Origin of the sequence: Halorubrum hochsteinianum (genome assembly GCF_023702125.1) — an archaeon.
GTDB lineage: Archaea > Halobacteriota > Halobacteria > Halobacteriales > Haloferacaceae > Halorubrum > Halorubrum hochsteinianum.
Map to the genome: position 1 here is coordinate 1,149,445 of NZ_CP098415.1, position 18,132 is coordinate 1,167,576.

At 68.4% G+C, this 18,132-nt stretch carries 17 protein-coding genes and 1 pseudogene; 13 read left to right on the forward strand and 5 right to left on the reverse strand.

Annotated features, from left to right (window positions below):
- Positions 1-53 precede the first annotated feature (53 nt).
- Positions 54-1,532, reverse strand: coding sequence for an AAA family ATPase (locus NAF06_RS05640; RefSeq protein ID WP_080507162.1), 1,479 nt, complete (start codon positions 1,530-1,532; stop codon positions 54-56).
- Between the two features lie 1,637 nt (positions 1,533-3,169).
- Between NAF06_RS05640 and NAF06_RS05645 the strand changes: the two genes are divergently transcribed.
- The 3 genes from NAF06_RS05645 to NAF06_RS05655 are packed head-to-tail and all read left to right on the forward strand — an operon-like array spanning position 3,170 to position 6,202.
- The gene (locus NAF06_RS05645; protein WP_008585490.1) at positions 3,170-4,597 is read left to right on the forward strand and encodes a CaiB/BaiF CoA transferase family protein; all 1,428 of its coding nucleotides are present in this window, start codon (positions 3,170-3,172) and stop codon (positions 4,595-4,597) included.
- On the forward strand, positions 4,587-5,810 hold the full coding sequence (locus tag NAF06_RS05650; protein WP_008585488.1) for a thiolase C-terminal domain-containing protein: 1,224 nt from the start codon (positions 4,587-4,589) through the stop codon (positions 5,808-5,810). The genes NAF06_RS05645 and NAF06_RS05650 overlap by 11 nt, the downstream gene beginning before the upstream one ends.
- Positions 5,807-6,202 (forward strand): PhlB family protein, encoded by a 396-nt coding sequence (locus NAF06_RS05655; protein ID WP_008585486.1) that lies wholly within the window; start codon positions 5,807-5,809, stop codon positions 6,200-6,202. The genes NAF06_RS05650 and NAF06_RS05655 overlap by 4 nt, the downstream gene beginning before the upstream one ends.
- Positions 6,203-6,263: 61 nt before the next feature.
- Here the strand turns inward: NAF06_RS05655 and NAF06_RS05660 are convergent, their stop codons facing one another.
- Entirely contained in the window at positions 6,264-6,968 is a 705-nt protein-coding gene (locus NAF06_RS05660; RefSeq protein ID WP_008585485.1) for a TetR/AcrR family transcriptional regulator, read from the reverse strand.
- A 108-nt stretch (positions 6,969-7,076) separates the two neighbouring features.
- Here NAF06_RS05660 and NAF06_RS05665 point away from each other — a divergent pair, with 108 nt between their 5' ends.
- Both NAF06_RS05665 and NAF06_RS15530 read left to right on the forward strand, forming a co-directional pair.
- Positions 7,077-8,432, forward strand: coding sequence for an amidohydrolase family protein (locus NAF06_RS05665; RefSeq protein WP_008585483.1), 1,356 nt, complete (start codon positions 7,077-7,079; stop codon positions 8,430-8,432).
- A gap of 43 nt (positions 8,433-8,475) precedes the next feature.
- Positions 8,476-9,362 (forward strand): annotated as a pseudogene (locus tag NAF06_RS15530) (fumarylacetoacetate hydrolase family protein).
- A gap of 333 nt (positions 9,363-9,695) precedes the next feature.
- Here NAF06_RS15530 and NAF06_RS05680 read toward each other — a convergent pair.
- Positions 9,696-10,703: a TatD family hydrolase gene (locus NAF06_RS05680; protein WP_008585478.1), complete on the reverse strand. Its 1,008-nt coding sequence runs from the start codon at positions 10,701-10,703 to the stop codon at positions 9,696-9,698.
- 79 nt (positions 10,704-10,782) lie between these two features.
- Between NAF06_RS05680 and NAF06_RS05685 the strand changes: the two genes are divergently transcribed.
- The 6 genes from NAF06_RS05685 to NAF06_RS05710 all read left to right on the forward strand — a co-directional run bounded on the left by NAF06_RS05685 (position 10,783) and on the right by NAF06_RS05710 (position 15,792).
- Positions 10,783-11,844, forward strand: coding sequence for a WD40/YVTN/BNR-like repeat-containing protein (locus tag NAF06_RS05685; protein ID WP_008585476.1), 1,062 nt, complete (start codon positions 10,783-10,785; stop codon positions 11,842-11,844).
- Positions 11,845-12,357, forward strand: coding sequence for a DoxX family protein (locus NAF06_RS05690; RefSeq protein ID WP_008585474.1), 513 nt, complete (start codon positions 11,845-11,847; stop codon positions 12,355-12,357).
- 274 nt (positions 12,358-12,631) lie between these two features.
- Positions 12,632-13,273, forward strand: coding sequence for an Era-like GTP-binding protein (locus NAF06_RS05695; protein ID WP_006629168.1), 642 nt, complete (start codon positions 12,632-12,634; stop codon positions 13,271-13,273).
- The gene (locus NAF06_RS05700; protein WP_006629167.1) at positions 13,273-13,689 is read left to right on the forward strand and encodes a DUF2073 domain-containing protein; all 417 of its coding nucleotides are present in this window, start codon (positions 13,273-13,275) and stop codon (positions 13,687-13,689) included. The genes NAF06_RS05695 and NAF06_RS05700 overlap by 1 nt, the downstream gene beginning before the upstream one ends.
- Positions 13,690-14,364: an OapC/ArvC family zinc-ribbon domain-containing protein gene (locus NAF06_RS05705; protein ID WP_049908834.1), complete on the forward strand. Its 675-nt coding sequence runs from the start codon at positions 13,690-13,692 to the stop codon at positions 14,362-14,364. It begins immediately after the preceding gene.
- Between the two features lie 246 nt (positions 14,365-14,610).
- Positions 14,611-15,792 (forward strand): aspartate kinase, encoded by a 1,182-nt coding sequence (locus tag NAF06_RS05710; protein WP_008585468.1) that lies wholly within the window; start codon positions 14,611-14,613, stop codon positions 15,790-15,792.
- A gap of 28 nt (positions 15,793-15,820) precedes the next feature.
- Here NAF06_RS05710 and NAF06_RS05715 read toward each other — a convergent pair whose 3' ends face one another.
- The gene (locus tag NAF06_RS05715; RefSeq protein ID WP_008585466.1) at positions 15,821-16,255 is read right to left on the reverse strand and encodes a hypothetical protein; all 435 of its coding nucleotides are present in this window, start codon (positions 16,253-16,255) and stop codon (positions 15,821-15,823) included.
- A 92-nt stretch (positions 16,256-16,347) separates the two neighbouring features.
- Between NAF06_RS05715 and NAF06_RS15560 the strand changes: the two genes are divergently transcribed.
- Entirely contained in the window at positions 16,348-16,437 is a 90-nt protein-coding gene (locus NAF06_RS15560; RefSeq protein WP_425601824.1) for a hypothetical protein, read from the forward strand.
- Positions 16,437-17,321: a DUF7089 family protein gene (locus NAF06_RS05720; protein WP_008585463.1), complete on the forward strand. Its 885-nt coding sequence runs from the start codon at positions 16,437-16,439 to the stop codon at positions 17,319-17,321. The genes NAF06_RS15560 and NAF06_RS05720 overlap by 1 nt, the downstream gene beginning before the upstream one ends.
- Before the next feature lie 33 nt (positions 17,322-17,354).
- Here the strand turns inward: NAF06_RS05720 and NAF06_RS05725 are convergent, their stop codons facing one another.
- Complete coding sequence (locus NAF06_RS05725; protein WP_008585461.1) at positions 17,355-17,933, reverse strand: DUF7090 family protein; 579 nt, start codon at positions 17,931-17,933, stop codon at positions 17,355-17,357.
- Positions 17,934-18,132 lie beyond the last annotated feature (199 nt).

An 18,132-nucleotide genomic window follows, 5' to 3' on the forward strand; every position in this document is an offset into this window, starting at 1 on the left:
ATGGCTTCGTTTCGACTGGACGAACGCGACCCGGTTCGCGGGACCCGACGGCGTCAGTTGTCGAACCGCGCCTGAACGAACGGCTGCGCGTTCTCGATGTCGCCGAGCCGGGAGTCGGAGAGGAGGACCGCCTCGGTCTCCTCGACGGGGACCGAGAGGCCCATCTCCTTCGTCCGGCCGTATCGGCCCTTCGAGACGACGACGGCGTTGACGATCCCGAGCATGTCGAGTTCGCTGATGAGGTCGGTGACGCGCCGCTGGGTCAGGACGTCGGCGTCGATCTCCTCGCAGAGCCGCTTGTAGATGTTGAACACCTCGCCGGTGTTGATGTTGTGGACGCCGTTCTTCTCGAGGAGGATGACGGCGAACAAGACGATCTTGCTCTGGGTCGGGAGGGTGCGGACGACCTCGACGACCCGGTCGAGTTCGATCTTGTCCTGCGCCTGTCGAACGTGTTTCTCCGCGACGATCTCCGCCTGCGACCGCTCCGCGAGCTCGCCCGCCGTGCGGAGGAGATCGAGCGCACGGCGGGCGTCCCCGTGCTCCTGTGCGGCGAACGCCGCGCAGAGCGGGATCACGTCGTCGGTGAGCGCGTCGGGTTTGAACGCGGTGTCGGCCCGGTGCTGGAGGATGTCTCTGAGCTGGTTGGCGTCGTACGGCGGGAAGACGATCTCCTCCTCGCCGAGGCTCGACTTGACGCGGGGATCGAGGAAGTCGGTGAACTTCAGGTCGTTCGAGATCCCCATGATCGAGATGCGCGAGCGGTCGAGCTCGGAGTTCATCCGCGAGAGGTTATAGAGGGTGTCGTCGCCGCTCTTCTCGACGAGCTTGTCGATCTCGTCGAGCATGATCACGACCACGCGCTCGTGGTAGTCCACCGCCTCGAAGAACGTCGAGTAGACGCGGTCGGTGGGCCATCCCGTCATCGGGACCTCCTCCATCTCCTCGGCGTCGGCTTCGAGTTCCTCGATGCGGGCGTCGAGCGCCTCGACCGAGTCGAGTCCGGTGCCCGCGAGGACGGCGGTCGCGTCGCCGGTCGGCCGGCCGTCGCCGTCCGTCGCGTCGTCTCGGAGCCCTTCGAGGCGGTCGAGTTCGTCGGCGATGACCGCCTGATTCTCCTCGATGAACGTGTTCGCGAGCTGAGCGAGCACCCGGTACTGGGTGTCCGTCACCTCGCAGTTGATGTACTCGACCTCGCAGGGGACGTCGTACTTCTGGGAGGTGGACTCGAGTTCCTGCGAGACGAACTTTGCCGACGCCGTCTTCCCGGTTCCCGTCTTTCCGTAGATGAGGATGTTCGACGGGGTCTCGCCGCGGAGCGCGGAGACCAGAATCGTCGCCATCCGGTTGATCTGGTCGTTCCGGTGCGGGAGCTCGTGCGGGGTGTACGAGGGGCGGAGGACCTCCTTGTTCTCGAAGATCGGTTCGCCGGAGAGGAGGTCGTCGAAGAGTCCCTGATTTTCGTCGTCGTCGAGGACGACGCCGTCGAGGTCGACGTCGGGGGACGAGCGGTCGCGCCCGCCGTTGTCGATCCCCGCCGTCTCCGATCCGGCTGCGGTTTCGGATCCGGTCGCCGTCTCCGATCCGGCTGCGGTTTCGGATCCGGTCGCCGTCTCCGATCCGGCTGCGGTTTCGGATCCGGTCGCCGTCTCCGATCCGGCTGCGGTTTCGGATCCGGTCGCCGTCTCCGATCCGGCTGCGGTTTCGGATCCGGTCGCCGTCTCCGATCCGGCTGCGGTTTCGGATCCGGTCGCCGTCTCCGATCCGGCTGCGGTTTCGGATCCGGTCGCCGTTTCGGGTCCGGTCGTCGATTCCGGTGCGCCGTCGGTCGGGAGCCTCGATCGAGTGGTCGTCTCGGTGTCGGGGTCCGTTACCTCCGAGTCCGACCCCACGTCGACGTCGAGGTCGGAACTGTCGTCGAGGGCGGGGTTCTCGTCGGAGTCGAAATCGAGGTCCCCGCCGGAGTTGTTGTCGGACCCAGACGGACCGTCGAGGTCGGAGGTATCTCCTCCGGAGCCGCCGGAGTCGAGAGCGTTCGGACCGGACTCGCTGCTATGGCCCGGCTCTGTCTGGTCGTCCGGGTCGGTCCCGTCGGCCGGATCAATGTCGTCGTCGTCAGCCCGCGGTGTGTGATCGCCTTCGTCCATGTGAACCCCTCCGTTTCAGGTGGAGACGGTCGGGGAAGTCGCGTTTCACGCCGTCTCCAGCCGAATATGCGGATATGTGGTCGAACTACCGACTGACCACGTCCAGTTGATACACTCGAAGCAGACGAAGAGATGGTACAAAAGTGTTGCTCTCCGGAGTTGAAACGGCCCTTTCGCGAGCGATCTCGCGTCGCGTCGGGAGTGTTTCGTGCCGAACGGCGGACGCTCGGGGCCGCAGACGGAAGAGTCGAATTCGACTGTGAAACGGAAGGACGGGGCGAGGGGAACCGGGGACGGCTTCCCGTGGAACGAGAACGCGTCGCGGCCGGACGCGGTCGGTTACCCGGTTCAGGTCGAGTTCCGGTCGAGTCCATGGACCCCGTATCGGAGAGCTCGCGCCGTGGCTCGACGCTGAGGCGTCGTCGGCCAGCCGGATCTCGTCGACGACTCGTGTCTCGGAAGCGGACTCTTTGATCTCACGTCATTTCTTTTCAGTGACACTACTGATCGGGACCCCCACACCCCTTCGTTTCGGGTGGAACGGGAGAAAGGTGGGGAGAGGGGTTAGCCGGGGTTAATATATCGGTGGTTTTAATACAAAAACCTACAAACAGTACCCTCGACAATCCCTCTGGTATTATATTAGTATCGTTGTAGTTGTTTTATTCAATTTTGCTTTGATATATACTGTTAGTACAACGACCGCCGTCCGGAGACGACCGACCACCCACACCCTGACCGGATCTCCACCCGAAACGAAGGGGTGGGGGAGGGGATCCACTCACGGCTCAACCGTGATATCCGTCCACAGGAACCGACGGTGTAGCCACGAACGGGTGGTGTAGCCACAGACCGATGGTACCACGAACCGATGGTACGGTCACGAACCGGTGGTACAGTCACGGACTGGCGACCCGACGGCGACTCGGTATATCATGGTCGACGCCGATAGTTTTACCACGTGGTAAACAAACGGTACGGACACCAATGAGACGAACGCGCACGTCAGCCGAGGTGATTCGGTGACCGACCCAAGCGGCTCCGGACCGACGAACACCGACGGCTCCGGACCGACGAACACCGACGGCCCCGGTACCGGCGATTCCACGGGCGGGTCCGCCGGCGGTCCCGCGAGCGGGGGGAAGATCCTCGAGGGCGTCACCGTCCTCGACCTCTCGACGTTCGTCACCGGCGGCTTCTGCTCGGCGATGCTGGCGAACCAGGGAGCGGAGGTCGTCAAGATCGAACAGCCCGGCTACGGCGACGCGGTCCGCCACTCGGGTCCGCCGTTCATCAAGGGCGAGTCGCCGTACTACTGGTCGCTGAGCTACGGGAAGAAGAGCCTCGAACTCGACCTGAAGAACGACGACGCAAAGGAGGCGCTGTACGAGCTGGTCGAGGAGGCCGACATCTTCATCCAGAACTTCCGCCCGGGGACCGCCGAGCGCCTCGACGTCGACTACGACACGCTCACCGACCACAACGAGGACCTGATCTATCTCGCCATCTCCGCGTTCGGGCAGACCGGCCCGTGGCGCGAGCGGTCCGGGTACGACCTCCTCATCCAGGGGATGAGCGGGATCATGAGCGTCACCGGCGAGGCGGACCGCCAGCCCGTCAAGGTCGGGCTTCCGATGACGGACCTCATCACCGCGATGTGGGCCGCCTTCGGCGCGACCACGGCGCTCTACCGCAGAGAGCAGACCGGCGAGGGCGAGTACATCGACCTCGGCATGCTCGAAGCCACCTTACCGTGGCTCACCAAGCAGGCGGGGATGGTGTTCGCGGGCGAGGAGACGAAGCGGATGGGAACGAAGGACCCCGTTCTCGCCCCGTACCAGACGTTCGAGACGAAGGACGGGTTCATCAACATCTGTATCCTCAACGAGAAGCTCTGGGGGGAGCTCTGCGAGGCGCTCGACCGACCGGACCTCCCGGAGGACGACCGCTTCGAGATGAACGCCGACCGCGTCGAGCACCTCGACGAACTGGAGGCCGAGATCGAGGCCACGCTCGCCGACAAGACGACCGACGAGTGGATCGAGGTCATCGCCGAGGACGCCGGCGTCCCGGCGGGTCCCGTCTACAGCGTCGAGGAGGCGCTCGACAACCCGCAGATCAACGCCCGCGGGACCGTCACCGAGATCGACCACCCCGAACTCGGCGAGGTCCCCGTCATCGAACACCCGCTCAAGTTCCGCAACGCCGAGAGCGGCTTCGAACTCCCCCCGCCGCTGCTGGGCGAACACAACCGCGAGGTGTTCCGCGACCGCGGCTACTCCGAGGAGGAGATCGACCGCCTCGCGGAACTCGGCGTGTTCGGCGACGCCGCGGACGACGGTGACGCCGCGGACAACGGTGACGCCGCGGACAACGGTGACGCAGCGGACGACAGTGACGCCGCCGACGCCACCGACCCTGCCGACGACCCGGACGGGAATGACGACTGACGTCCGCGTCAGCGGCGTGGGCATGACTCCGTTCGAGAGCGACTCCCGCGGCTCGCTCACCGATCTGGCCGCCACGGCCGCCGAACGCGCGCTCGCGGACGCCGGCGTCGACCCCTCCGAGGTCGACGCGCTCCACTTCGGCAACGCCCTCGCCGAGGCGCTCGACGAGAGCGCGGGCCTCGCGAACGCACTCGCGGCGGCGCTCGGCCTCGACGGCGCGTCCGCGGACCGGATCGAGAACACGAGCGCAACCGGCGCGAGCGCGTTCCACCGCGGCGTCGAGACCCTCGAAAGCGGGGCCGAGAGCGGGGACGCCGAGAGCGGCGACGTCGAGAGCGGCGACGTCGAGAGCGGCGGCGTCAAGCACGGCGACACCGACACCGTTCTCGTCGTCGGTGCCGAGCGGATGTCCGCGGGCGACACGCGCGACGTCACCGAGGCGATCAGCCGACTCGTCCACCGTCGGGAGTACGCGCAGGGGATCACGCTCCCCTCCCTCGGCGGCCTCGCGGCCGGCGCGTACCTCGACCGCCACGACGCGCCCCGCGAGGCGCTGGCCGCGGTCGCGGCGAAGAACCACGCCAACGCGGTCGACAATCCGGTCGCGCAGTTCCGCAAACCGATCGACGTCGGGGACGCGCTCGACTCGCCGGTGGTCGCCGCGCCGCTCCGGCTGTACGACTGCTGTCCGATGTCGGACGGGGCCGCCGCGGTCGTCCTGACGCGCTCCGACAGCGCCTCGCGGTCGGACCCCCGCGTCGCCGGCATCGCGAGCGCGACCGGGACCCACGCCGTCGCGGAGCGCCCCGACCCGCTCGCCATCGACTCCGTCAGCACCGCCGGCGAGCGCGTCTTCGACCGCGCCGGAATCGGTCCCGACGACGTCGACGTCGCCTGTATCCACGACGCGTTCACGGTCCTCGAACTGATCGAGCTCGAGGAGCTGGGCTTCTACGAGACCGGGACCGCGTGGGAGGCGACCCTCGACGGCGAGACCGCGCTCGACGGCGACCTCCCGGTCAACCCCGGCGGCGGGCTCAAGGCGCGCGGGCACCCGCTCGGCGCGACCGGGCTCTCGCAGATCGTCGAACTCGCGTGGCAACTGCGCGGCGACCTCCCCGAAAGCCGCCGCGTCGCGGGCGCGGAAACGGGGTTCGCGATCAACGTCGCCGGATTCGGAAACAACAGCGTCTGTACGGTGTTGCGCGCGTGACGGACTCGAACGACGACCCCTCGGCGGCACCGGTCCGCTCCCGAGAGCGCGACCTCCCCGCAGACCGCGCGTTCGTCTGCGACGACTGCGGGACGCGGTGGTACTACGACCGACGCCGCTGCCCGGACTGCGGCCGCTCGTCGGCGGACGCCGCGACGGTTCGACTCGAAACCGGGACCGTCGTCGCGACGACGACAGTCGAGACCACGCCGCCCGACGTCCGAGCGCCGAACCACCTCGCGCTGGTGCGGTTCGACGGGGTTCAGGTGACCGCGCAGGCGGCCGACGGCGACCTCGCTCCCGGAGACACCGTGCGGTTCGAAGGCTCCCACCGTCTCCGCGAGAGCCGCGACCGACGGGACCCGCGGCTCGTCGCGGTCGACGACGACTGAGCGGAATCCCGGATCGAGAGAAACGGACCGGAGCGTCGGAGAGGAAAACGGACCGGAACGGCTACTCCGTCCGTTCGAGCGACTCCAGAATGAACTCGTCTATCGCCTTCCGCGCCTCCTCGGGCGCGTCCTCGTGGCCGAGCGAGATCCGCCGCCCGCGGGCGGCGTGGATGACGTCGGTCACCAGCTGGCCCATCCGCTCGGCGTCGACGTCGCGGAAGACGCCCTCCTCGATGCCCTCCTCGACGACCTCGACGATGCTGCCGCGGATGCGCTCGTAGTGTTCGTTGAAGATATCGCGGTGCTCGCCGTCGTTTTGCGCCTGCGTGTACAGCTCGTGGTACACCTTCATGCGGTCCCAGTGGCTGAACTCATCGAACTCCGGCCCGAACAGGCACTGGTCGACGCGGGCGCGGAGCTCGGTCCGGGGGTCCGCGTCGCCGTCGACGACCACGCTGCCCTCGTACTGGTCGATGATGTGTTCGAGGAACGAGGACATGAGGTCGTACTTCCCGTCGAAGTGGTAGTGGATCACCTGCCGGGTGAGGTCCATCTCCTCGCCGATGTCGCGCATCCGGAGGTCCTTGTACCCGTGTTTACTCAGCGCGCGGAACGTCGCCTCCATGATCACCTCCTTCGTGTCCTTGGAGGACACCGTCTCGCCGGCGGCCCCGGAGTCCTCGCCGGAGCCGCCATCGGTGGGGTCGGCGTCGTCGGCCGGGGACTCGACGGACTCGCCCGCCGATCCGCCCTGTGATTCGCTCATACTGACACTCTACGTGTGAGGTACATAATACGCTCGCCCCTCGATCCCGATTCCGCACTTTACCGCCCGGTAAACTTTTAACCCCTTGGTCAAACCCTATTATCGAACATGACACAAACGATCGTGCGAAACGGGACCGTGGTCTCGCTTGACCCGGACGTGGGGACGCTCGACGAGGCCGACGTCCTGATCGAGGACGGGGAAATCGTCGAGGTGGGGACCGGACTCTCCGCGTCGAACGCCGAGGAGATCGACGCCAGCGGCCACATCGTCGTGCCCGGCTTCGTCGACTCGCACATCCACCTCGCCCAGACGCAGGTACGGGGAATCGCCGGGGACTGGTCGCTGATGAACGAGTACTTCGACCACATGCTCGGCAACATCACCGGGCTGTACCGGCCCGAGGACATGTACCTCGGCGGCCTCTTCGGTGCCTTCGAGAAGCTCCACACGGGGACGACGACGGCGCTCGACTGGTCGTACCCGAACACGCTCGAACACGGCGAACGCGCCATCGACGCGCTGAAGGACGCCGGGCTGCGCGCGGTGTACACCTACGGCCCGCCCGGCGACGACTCGGCGAAGTGGTGGTACGAGAGCGACGTAGGACTCCCCGAGGAGAACATCCGCCAGCTCCACGAGGAGCAGATCCGCGACGACGACCTGCTCAGTCTGGCGCTCGGCCTGCGCGGCCCCGACTTCTGTACCGACGACACCGCCCTCGGCGACTTAGAACTCGCGCGCGACTTGGGCGCGCTCTCGACGATCCACATGGGTGCCGCGCTGTGGCCGTCCTCGGAGTACGGCGGCGACTACCAGGGCTTCGGCTGCCTCGAAGACGAACTCGGTCCCGACGTGAACGTCGCGCACGGCAACCACTTCTCGCAGGAGGATATCGACCACGCCGTCGAGCAGGGGGTCTCCTTCTCGTCGACGCCGGAAGTCGAGATGCAGATGGGACACGGCATCCCCGTCACCGGCAAGGTGTTAGAGGCGGGCGGCCGGCCCGCGTGGGGCGTCGACGTCTGCTCGAACATCAGCGGCGACATGGGGAGCCAGATGCGGATCGGCATGCAGCTCCAGCGCATGTTCGACAACCAGGCGGTCCTGGAGGGCGACGAGGAGGTCACCGAGGTCTCCATCTCCGCGCGCGACACCCTCGAAATGGCCACCATCGAGGGCGCGAAGGCGCTCCAGCTTGACGACGAGATCGGGACGATCACGCCCGGCAAGCGCGCCGACCTCGTCTTGTTCGACGCGACCGACTTCATGACTGCCCCGTCGCACTCGCCGGTCGAGACCGTCGTGTTCCAGTCCGACCCCTCGCACATCGACACCGTCCTCGTCGACGGCGAGGTCGTCAAGCGCGACGGCGAACTGACGAACCCGAAGGTCCGCGAGGAGTTCGACCGGTTCGTCGCCTCCGGCGAGCGGCTGGTCGAGGAAGCCGGCATCGACGTGTAACGCCCGCGGAACCGACTCTACTACACTACTACACCTACTCCACATGCGAATCGGACAATACCGAACCACGAGCGACGAATCGCCCTGGGCCGGCGTCGCGACCGACGCCGGCGTGATCGACCTCTCGACCGCCGGCGCGGCCGCCGGCGTCGAGGTCGGCCCGAAGGCCTCCGACCTGCTGGCCGACTGGGAGTGGCGGCGCAAGGCCGACCTCGCGGTCGAGTACGCCGAGGAGACCGGCGTCGGCCTCCGCGACCCCGCCGACCTCGACCGCGCCGCCCCCGTCGACGACCCGCAGAAGGTCGTCTGCGTCGGACTGAACTACCGCGACCACGCCGGCGAGAGGGTGACAACCCGATCCCCGACGAGCCGGTCCTCTTCTCGAAGTTCCCCACGTCGGTCGTCGGTCCCGAGGACGCGGTGCGCTGGGACCCCGACTACACCGAGAAGGTCGACTACGAGGCCGAACTCGTCGCCGTCATCGGCGAGGAGACCCGCCGCGTCGACCCCGACGAGGCCATGGAGCACGTCGCCGGCTTCACCGTCGGCAACGACGTCTCAGCGCGCGACCTCCAGCACGGCGACGGCCAGTGGGTCCGCGGGAAGAGCCTCGACACGTTCGCCCCGACCGGTCCCGACCTCGTCACGACCGACGAGGTGGGCGACCCCCACGACCTGGACATCTTCGCCGAGATAAACGGCGAGCGGCTTCAGGAGTCCTCGACCGAGAACCTGATCTTCGGCGTCGACGACCTGATCTCGTTCTGTAGTCAGGCGTTCACGCTGAACCCGGGCGACCTCGTCTTTACCGGCACGCCGCCCGGCGTCGGCGTCTACCGCGAGCCCCCGGTGCTGCTCGGCGACGGCGATTCAGTTACTATCGGCGTCGAGGGCGTCGGCGAACTGACGAACGAGTTCGTTACTGAGTAATCGGCTCGCTGTCCGGTACTTCGGTGCGGTCCCTCGGAGACCGACTCGACACGAACAGTTCCGAAGCCCCAGTCGCGAGGACGCCGTACGCTCGCTGCGCTCCTCGCTCAGTCGCTACCGCTCCTTCGCTGTGGTGCTTGCGTCGCCTACGATATCCTCGCGACTGCCCCTTCGAGCCCCACCCCACCCGCACAGCAACCGCACCTCACGCCTCCCCAGCCTCGTCGGTCGCCTCCGCTTCGCTCCGGCGACCGACTCCCTCGCGCGGTGCTGTTCGCGGTCGCCGACGGCGACCGCTCACAGGCACGCGCCACCGCGATTTATTTAAATACGCTATTCGGCCAGTCCGAACACGTCGCGCGGGTTCTCGTACACGACGGTCCGGATGTCGTCGACGTCGATCCCGTACCGGTACAGCTCGAAGATCGCCCGCTTGACCGCGTACGGGTCCGTGCGCAGCACGTTCGCGGTGTCGGTGTCGATCATGATCCGCTCGGGGCCGTACTCGTCGATGGCGTTCGCCACGTCGGCGGCGTCGACCCCCACGAGCCACGAATGGCCGATGGTGTAGCTCAGGTAGCAGTCCGTCTCGGTCATCAGGTACTCGGTGTTGTTCGCGTCCGCGTGCGACGCGACGACTCGCTCCTCGGCGAGTCCGGCGTCCGCGGCGGCCTCGACGTCGCGTTTCACGGCTTCGAGCGCCGGGTTCTCGCCGTCGAGGACCGGATCCGTTCCGAGCCCGGCGTTCTTCTCGTACCCCGGAGTCACGCCGAGGTCGTCGCGGTACTCGCGCTTCGCCTCGGGGGTGGTGTTCGGCGTGTGGAGGAGGACGGGGAGGTCGTGGTCGGCGGCGAGTTCCATCTGCGCCTGCACGACCGCCTGCTGCTCGTCGACGTCCCAGCGCTCGACGTGCTGGCTCGGGGTGACGCCCGTCTCGCCGACGGCGACGACCTCGTCGAGCGCGCAGTAGTCGTCCATCGCGGCCAGCAGCTCGTCCGGGTCCTCGATTCGGACGCCGGTGTGGACCCCGAGGCTCAGCTTCGCCTCGAAGAAGTGGTTGCGCTCGATGGCGCGCCGGCGGTTGACCGCGTCGTCCCAGAGGAAGCGGATGTCGCTCGCCTCGACGGGCTTGTACGGGGTCCAGTGGTACCCCGACGACACCATCACCATCGACCGGCAGCCGGCGAGCGCGTAGCGCTCCCGGTCCTCCCACGAGAGCGTGTGCGCGTGGTTGTGCGGGTCGATCCACGGGACGTTCAACAGCTCCGTCGGGAGTTCGGGGTCCGATTCGTCGAGGTGCGCGGCGTCGGTCGGACGGACCGTGGCATGGGGCGCGGTCATGAACGCCCCGTCGTGGCCCGGCCACTTAGCGTTTTACAGGTTGGTAAAACTTTATTATGCGCCCGACTGACACACGGATATGACACTGTTGATCGGGACAGACTTCGGGCTGTACCGGACCGACGACGTCCCCTTCGAGCGCGACGACCTCGACCCCGTCCTCGACTGCGGGGTCGTCACCGCCGTGAAGTCGTGGGACCACACCGAGGGCGTGTTCGTCGCGTCCTCCGAGGGCGCGTACCGCTCGCTCGACGGCGGGGAGACGTGGACCGACCTCGACGTCCCGCTCGGCGACCGCTTCTGGCACGCCGGCCAGAGCGAGGTGTGGTCGATCCTCGCGACCGCGGACGGCGCGCTGTACGCCGGCACGAACGACCCGTACGTGTTCCGTTCGGTCGACGGCGGGGAGACGTGGACCGAACAGAAGGGGTTCCGCGAACTGCCCTCGCGGGGCCACTGGGAGTCGCCGATCGACCCCCACTACGCGCGCCTCCGCGCGCTGGAGGCGGTCCCCGGCCGCCCCGAGACCCTGATCGCGGGCGTCGAGGCCGGCGGGATCCACGTCAGCCGCGACGGCGGGCGGACGTGGACCGACCACCGCGACGCCATCGTCGACGACGTACATCAGGTCCTCCCGATTTCGGAGGACGTGTGGCTGGCGGCGACGGGGTACCTCGACCACGACCTCGAAAACCTCGGCCTCGGCCACGCGGTCGGCGAGGGCGGCCTCTGGCGGACCACCGACGCCGGCGAGTCGTGGGACCGACTCGACGTCGGCAGCGACTTCTCGTACATCCGCCGGGTGTTCGTCCACGACGGCCGGGTGATCTTCTGCGGCGGCGAGGAGGCCCCGCCGGCGTGGGTGAACGACGACCACGAGGTCGCGCTGTTCGAGTCGACGAACTTCGGCCGCGACTTCGAGCGCGTCTCCTTCCCCGGCGAACCCCACGAGATCATCGAGACGTGGGCGGTCCACGACGGCGACGTGGTCTGCGGCTCCGGGCTCTTCGACGTGCCGGACGAGCGTGACGACGTGGAGGGGCGGATCATGCGCCGCCTCGACGGCGACGGCGACGAGGGCCCGACCTACGAGACGGTCGGCCGCGTCGACGCGAACGTCAGCCGGATCGAGGTGGTGTGAATGGCGGACGAATCTCCTCCCTCCGACGAATCCGCCTCGGAGTCGGCGGCCGACGACGCCGGCCGCGACGCCCCCTCCCTGCTCGGGCGCTCGCTGTACGGCGGGGTGCTGGCGTACATGGCGTACGACGGGTTCAAGAGCAACGACAAGCGCGTCGCGGTCGCCGAGGAGAAGGGCGTCCCGATGCCCGACCACCTCGTTCCGTTCGTCACCGGGATGCTGTTCGTCGCCAACCTCGGCATCGTCCTCTGGCGGCTCCCGCGGGCGGCCGCGGGCGCGCTCGTGGTCTTCTTCCTCGGGACGACCCCCGCGATCCACGACTTCTGGACGATGGAGGGGAAAGAGCGGCAGGGCAACAAGATCAACTTCCTGAAGAACCTCGCGCTGCTCGGCGGCGCGATCGTCTTCCTCGACGCTGCGAGCGGGCGCGACGGCGAGGCGGGAAGCGACGAGGCGGGAAGCGACGAGGCGGGAAGCGACGAGGCGGGCGGCGAAGACGCCGACGGGGAGTGACGCCGCCGCGCCGAAACGCGACACCGCTCACCCATCGCGTCGTGGGGTTCTCCCAGATCGTTTCCGGTTCCTGATAGTACGCCGTCCGGATCCGGGAATTTCGGGTTCGTCCGGCGTCGACGCCGCGGATCGGCGGTGTCTGACGCAGTTCTTAAGTGACCGCGGCGTGGACTCTACCGTAATTCCCCGAACGGGCGTCGAGCGCTCGGAGTGAGCGCCGTCGAGACCGACGAACGCGGTGTTCGGGAAAACCACACACGGACTGGAGGTCAAGATGGGACTGCTCACGAATCTCAGAGACAGCATATCGCGGGTCACGGACGGCCTGTTCGCGGCCGACGAGCCCAAGCGGATCGGGATCTACGGACCGCCGAACGCCGGTAAAACGACCCTCGCAAACCGGATCGCACGCGACTGGACGGGTGACGCCGTCGGCCCAGAGAGCCACATCCCCCACGAGACTCGCCGGGCCCGCCGGAAGGAGGGCGTGGAGATCGAGCGCAACGGGCGGACGGTCACCATCGACATCGTCGACACCCCCGGGGTGACGACGAAGGTCGACTACAAGGAGTTCCTCGACCACGACATGGAGAAAGACGACGCCGTCCGCCGGTCGCGCGAGGCGACCGAGGGCGTCGCGGAGGCGATGCACTGGCTCCGCGAGGACGTCGACGGCGTCATCTACGTGCTCGACTCGACGACGGACCCGTTCACGCAGGTGAACACGATGCTGATCGGGATCATCGAGTCGCAGGACCTCCCCGCGCTCATCCTCGCCAACAAGACGGACCTGCCGGGAGCGGACGTCCAGCAGATCGCGAACGCCTTCCCGCAACACGAGACGATCCCGCTGTCCGCGCTGGAGGGCGACAACATGGACGAAGTGTACACCAAGATAGCGGAGTACTTCGGCTGATGCCCGGGCCCAAAGCCAACGTCGACGCCGCGGACGACGACCCGGACGACTCCGGCGACGGCGTCCGGATCGACATGATAAGCGGCGCGCGGATGGAGGGGCTCACGAGCATGGAGAAGATCCGGCTCATCCTCGACGGCGTCCGCGACGGCAACATCGTCATCCTCGAAGAGGGGCTCTCGCCCGACGAGGAGTCGAAGCTCATCGAGGTGACGATGACCGAGATCAGTCCCGACGACTTCACCGGGATCGAGATCGAGACCTACCCGAAGGCCGAGGCCGGCGACCAGAGCTTCCTCGACAAGCTGATGGGCCGCGAGTCGACCCAGAAGCTCACCGTGATCGGCCCGGCGAACCGGATCGAGACGCTGCACAAAGACGAGAACCTCATCAGCACGCTCGTCTCCCGCAAGTAGATGCCCCACCAGTGTACTTCCTGCGGGCGGACGTTCCCCGACGGATCCAAGGAGATGCTCTCGGGGTGTCCCGACTGCGGCGGGAACAAGTTCCAGTTCAAACCCGCCGGCGCGACCGAGGAGCCGACCGCGGGCGACGACGCCGGCTCCCCCGGTGCGTCCGCCGACCCGCCGCCCTCGACCCCCGAGGACCCGACGGGGCCGACGGCGGACGAAGGCACCTCCGACGGGCCCGCGACCGACCCGACGCCGGACGAGCGCGCAGCCGACCCCTCGCCCAGCGAGCCCGCGGACGCGACGCGGCCCGACCCCGCCGCGAGCGCCGACCGCTCCTCGGAGACCGACGGCACCGAACAGATCGCCGACCGGAGCGACGAGGACACCGCGCAGGCGAGCGCGCGCTCGGAGGTGGTCTCGCCCGACGAACTCGACCGCGCGAGCCGCGAGGTCGAGAACACCGAGGACCCGTCACCCGCAGAGGGGGAACAGCCCGGCATCGACGCCCTCCGCGACGAGCTCAACGACCAGTTCGAGAGCATCCGCATCGTCAGCCCCGGGCAGTACGAGCTGAACCTGATGGAGCTGTACGACAGACAGGAGTACATCATCTCCCTTCAGGAGGACGGCCGGTACGTTATCGAGATGCCCGACGCGTGGGGCATTCAAGACGAGTGACCGTTTCGGCCGTCCCCCGTCTCAGTCCGTGACTACCCACGATTCGGCCGGCGTGCCGCTTCGGGCGACCCTTGTCGAAGAGGATACTGTTATCCGGCTTCCTCCGCTACGGAGTCGCATGTTTACCGATCGCTTCCGCCGACCCGGCCGGGATTCCGGCCTCGACTCGGCCCGTTCCGACTCGCTCGCTCGCCCCCGACCGCCGACCGGCTCCCGACCGCTTCGGGCCCCCGACGAGGTATCCGCATGCGCGTGATCGCGAAGTTCGGCGGCACGAGCCTCGGCAGCGGCGACCGGATCGAGCGCGCGGCCGACTCGGTCGCGAGCGCCGTCGCGGCCGGTCACGAGATCGCGGTCGTCGCCAGCGCGATGGGGTCGACCACCGACGAACTCCTCGACGACATCACCTTCGAGACGGACGACGCCGACCGGGCGGAGATCGTCTCGATGGGCGAGCGCACCAGCGTCAGGATGCTGAAGGCCGCCCTCTCGGTCCGGGACGTCGAGGCCGTCTTCCTCGAACCGGGCCACCCCGACTGGCCCGTCATCACGGACGAGCGCGGCGAGGTCGACGTCGCGGAGACGAAGCGGCGGGCCCGAGAGATCGCCGAGCGGCTCGACGGCGTCGTCCCGATCATCACCGGGTTCCTCGCCGAGGACCACGACGGCAACGTCACCACGCTCGGCCGCGGCGGGTCGGACACGACCGCGGTCATGCTCGGCAACTACATGGACGCCGACGAGGTCGTTATCGTCACCGACGTGGAGGGCGTGATGACCGGCGACCCGCGGGTGGTCGAGGGCGCGCGCAACGTCGGCCAGATCACGGTCGACGAGCTGCGGAACCTCTCGTTCCGCGGCGCGGAGGTGGTCGCGCCGTCCGCGCTCTCGTACAAGGACGAGGGGTTGGACGTGCGGGTCGTCCACTACCAGCACGGCGACCTGCTCCGGGGCGGGACCCGGATCGAGGGCGAGTTCGAGAGCCTGATCGACATGCGCGAGGAGCCGCTCGCGTGCCTCACCATCGCGGGCCGCGCGATCCGGAACCGGCCGGGGATCCTCTCGGAGCTGTCCAACGCGCTCCGCGCCGAGGAGATCAACATCGACGCGGTCGCCTCCGGGATGGACTCGGTCACCTTCTACGTCGACGTCGACGTCGCCGAGACCGCCGAGGCGCTGCTCCACGAGTCGGTCGTCACCGACGAGGCGCTCTCCTCGGTCACCGTCGCCGACCCCATCGCGGTGATCCGCGTCACGGGCGGCGAGCTGCCGAACCAGTCGGGGGTCATCCAGGAGATCATCTCGCCCATCGCGGACGCCGGCATCAACATCATCGACCTGATCACGAGCGCGACCTCCGTCGCGGTGTTCGTCGACTGGGACGACCGCGAGCAGGCGCTCGAAATCGTTCAAGAGCGGTTCGACTGAGGCGACGGACCGTCCCGGTCTCGGCCGCTCACTCGCTTTCGCCCGGGTCGAACCGGTACCGCGTCGTCGACGCGCCGTCGATCCGCGGCCCGGAACCGATCGCCTCGAACCCGAGCGACGCGGCCGCCTTGCTCGCGGTTCCGTCGGTCGGGAGCACGGCCTCCACCGACATCCCCTCGCGGGTCGCGAACCCCACCGGCTCCTCGAACAACCGCCCGACAGCGTCGGGGGTCCCGTCGACGTTCGTCACGTGGACGACGCCGTCGCGCACGTCGAACGCGACGAACCCGGCCACCGCGTCGGCGGGGGTGTCCGCCCCGTCGTCGCGCTCGGCCGGCTCCTCCTCCGTCGTCGCGACGCGGACCGACCGGTCGTGGATCATGTCGCGGACGACGCCGCTCGGCCGCCCCGTCATCGACGCCACGGCCGTCGCGTCGGCCTCGACCGCGTCACGGACTCGCATACCATGGGACTCTCGCCCGGCGACATAAAGTCGCTGCCGCGCGGCCGGCGGCGACCGGTTGATTTTAACGACCGGCGGACCCAGAGACGCGCATGTCCAAGTCAACGAAGATCGTGGTCGGAACGGTCGGCGTCTCGGCCGTCCTCTCGGTGCTCATCATCCTCTCGTACGTCTTCGGCTGATGTTCTCGGCCCGGGCACTCGACGACGACCTCGCCGCGGTCCGCGACCGGTACGCGGCGGGGTCGCCCGTCCTCGACGTCGATTCGGACTTCGAGACGCTCCCGCCGGCCGCGGCGGAGGACCTCGGCGTCTTCGTCGACGCGCTCGACCCCGCGTCGTACCCCGCCGAGTGGCTCCCCGAGGCGGTCCCGGACCTGCTCCGGAAACACGCGGGGCCGGCGTTCACCGTCGGCCTCCCGGTCGACGGCACGGTCGTTCGGACAACCCAGACCGACCCGCCCGCCGTGCTCGTCAAGCGGCGCGCGGAGGGGACGCCCGACGACTTCCTCGCGTTCCTGATCGCCGAGCGGCTGGTCCGGATCGGCTGCGAGCCGGCCCCCGGAGCCGTCGGCGGCGACATCGGATCGACCGCCGGCGACGCGCCGCGCCTCCCCGAGACGTTCCTCCCCTTCTTCGGCGAGCGCTACCGCGACCTCGACGCGGCGATCCGCCACCCCGACCCGGAGACGGGGGCGTCGACGACCGGGTTCGGCCCGGCCGATGTCTTCCAGGTCGCGAACGCGCTGTTCGACGCGTGGGTCGGCCTCCACACCCGCGAGGAGTTCGCGTCGTGGGAGGGAGAGTTCCCTCGCCTGTTCGACGCGTGGGTCGACGCGGGCGAGCGGCTCTCCGGTCGGCTCGGCGACCTCTCGGGCGAGGTCGCCCGCGGCGACACCGACTTCCCGAGCGCGACGGAGTACGCCTGCTCGGCGGTCAGACACGACCTCGACCTCCCGGCCCCGTACGGCGCGCTCGACACGGCCGCCTACCGGGACCGCGGGGCGGCCTACGCCGTCGCGTGGGCGGAGAAGACGTTCGCGGCGCTCGTCGACGAAGCGGAGTGACGCGACGGGCGGGGCGCTCGGCGGAACCCCCGTTCAGAGCTCGACGGTGACGTTGCCCTCGCCGTCGAGGTCGATGACGCCGTCGAACAGCTCGCGGAACCGGTCGAGCGTCGCGACCTCGTGGACCTCCTCGGAGAGGTGGAAGATGCCGACCGCGTCGTGTGTATCGAGGAGGTCGAGGATCTCGGCCGCCGCCTCGTACACCGCGTCGTCGTCGGCATAGTAGGCCATCTCGGTGAGCGAGTCGACGGAGACGCGTCGCTTCCCCTCGTTCTCGGTGAGGAAGCGCTCCACGCGGTCGACGACGCCGTCGAGGTCGTCGGGCGCGGAGACGTAGTACACGTCGTCGGCGGTGCGGCGCGAGTAGCCGCGCTCGACCGAGAGCGTGTCGAGGATGGTCGCCTTCGTCTCGTCGACGTCGTAGTACTCCAGCTTCTGCTCGACCTCGCGCGCGGTGGTTCGGGTCGAGACGACGAGGAACGCGTCGGTGTCGGTCTTCAGGAAGTCCGTGTCGATCCGGTCCGTCTCGCCGATGCTCGGGTGGACGAGCAGGAGTCCGGTCCCGCCCGGTATCGTTTCCGGCCCGTTCTCGACGGCGAGGGAGTAGTCCATGGGATCGGCACTCGCCGGATCGACTTAACGGTGCGGGCCGGAGGGGGCCGAGACCGTCGGACGCGGCCGGGTCGCCGGATCGGGGTCGGTGACCTCCGGGCCCGATCGCCCGTCTGCGCTCGGTCGCCCGTCTGCGCTCGGTCGTTCGTCTGCGCTCGGTCGTTCGTCCGCGTTCGGTCGTTCGTCCGCACTCGACCGC

Coding starts and splice junctions, on each gene's coding strand:
- NAF06_RS05650 (WP_008585488.1), top strand. CDS start 4,587: ATGACGACTGACGTCCGCGTCAGCGGCGTGGGCATGACTCCGTTCGAG.
- NAF06_RS05660 (WP_008585485.1), bottom strand. CDS start 6,968: ATGAGCGAATCACAGGGCGGATCGGCGGGCGAGTCCGTCGAGTCCCCG.
- NAF06_RS05665 (WP_008585483.1), top strand. CDS start 7,077: ATGACACAAACGATCGTGCGAAACGGGACCGTGGTCTCGCTTGACCCG.
- NAF06_RS05680 (WP_008585478.1), bottom strand. CDS start 10,703: ATGACCGCGCCCCATGCCACGGTCCGTCCGACCGACGCCGCGCACCTC.
- NAF06_RS05685 (WP_008585476.1), top strand. CDS start 10,783: ATGACACTGTTGATCGGGACAGACTTCGGGCTGTACCGGACCGACGAC.
- NAF06_RS05690 (WP_008585474.1), top strand. CDS start 11,845: ATGGCGGACGAATCTCCTCCCTCCGACGAATCCGCCTCGGAGTCGGCG.
- NAF06_RS05695 (WP_006629168.1), top strand. CDS start 12,632: ATGGGACTGCTCACGAATCTCAGAGACAGCATATCGCGGGTCACGGAC.
- NAF06_RS05700 (WP_006629167.1), top strand. CDS start 13,273: ATGCCCGGGCCCAAAGCCAACGTCGACGCCGCGGACGACGACCCGGAC.
- NAF06_RS05705 (WP_049908834.1), top strand. CDS start 13,690: ATGCCCCACCAGTGTACTTCCTGCGGGCGGACGTTCCCCGACGGATCC.
- NAF06_RS05710 (WP_008585468.1), top strand. CDS start 14,611: ATGCGCGTGATCGCGAAGTTCGGCGGCACGAGCCTCGGCAGCGGCGAC.
- NAF06_RS05715 (WP_008585466.1), bottom strand. CDS start 16,255: ATGCGAGTCCGTGACGCGGTCGAGGCCGACGCGACGGCCGTGGCGTCG.
- NAF06_RS15560 (WP_425601824.1), top strand. CDS start 16,348: ATGTCCAAGTCAACGAAGATCGTGGTCGGAACGGTCGGCGTCTCGGCC.
- NAF06_RS05720 (WP_008585463.1), top strand. CDS start 16,437: ATGTTCTCGGCCCGGGCACTCGACGACGACCTCGCCGCGGTCCGCGAC.
- NAF06_RS05725 (WP_008585461.1), bottom strand. CDS start 17,933: ATGGACTACTCCCTCGCCGTCGAGAACGGGCCGGAAACGATACCGGGC.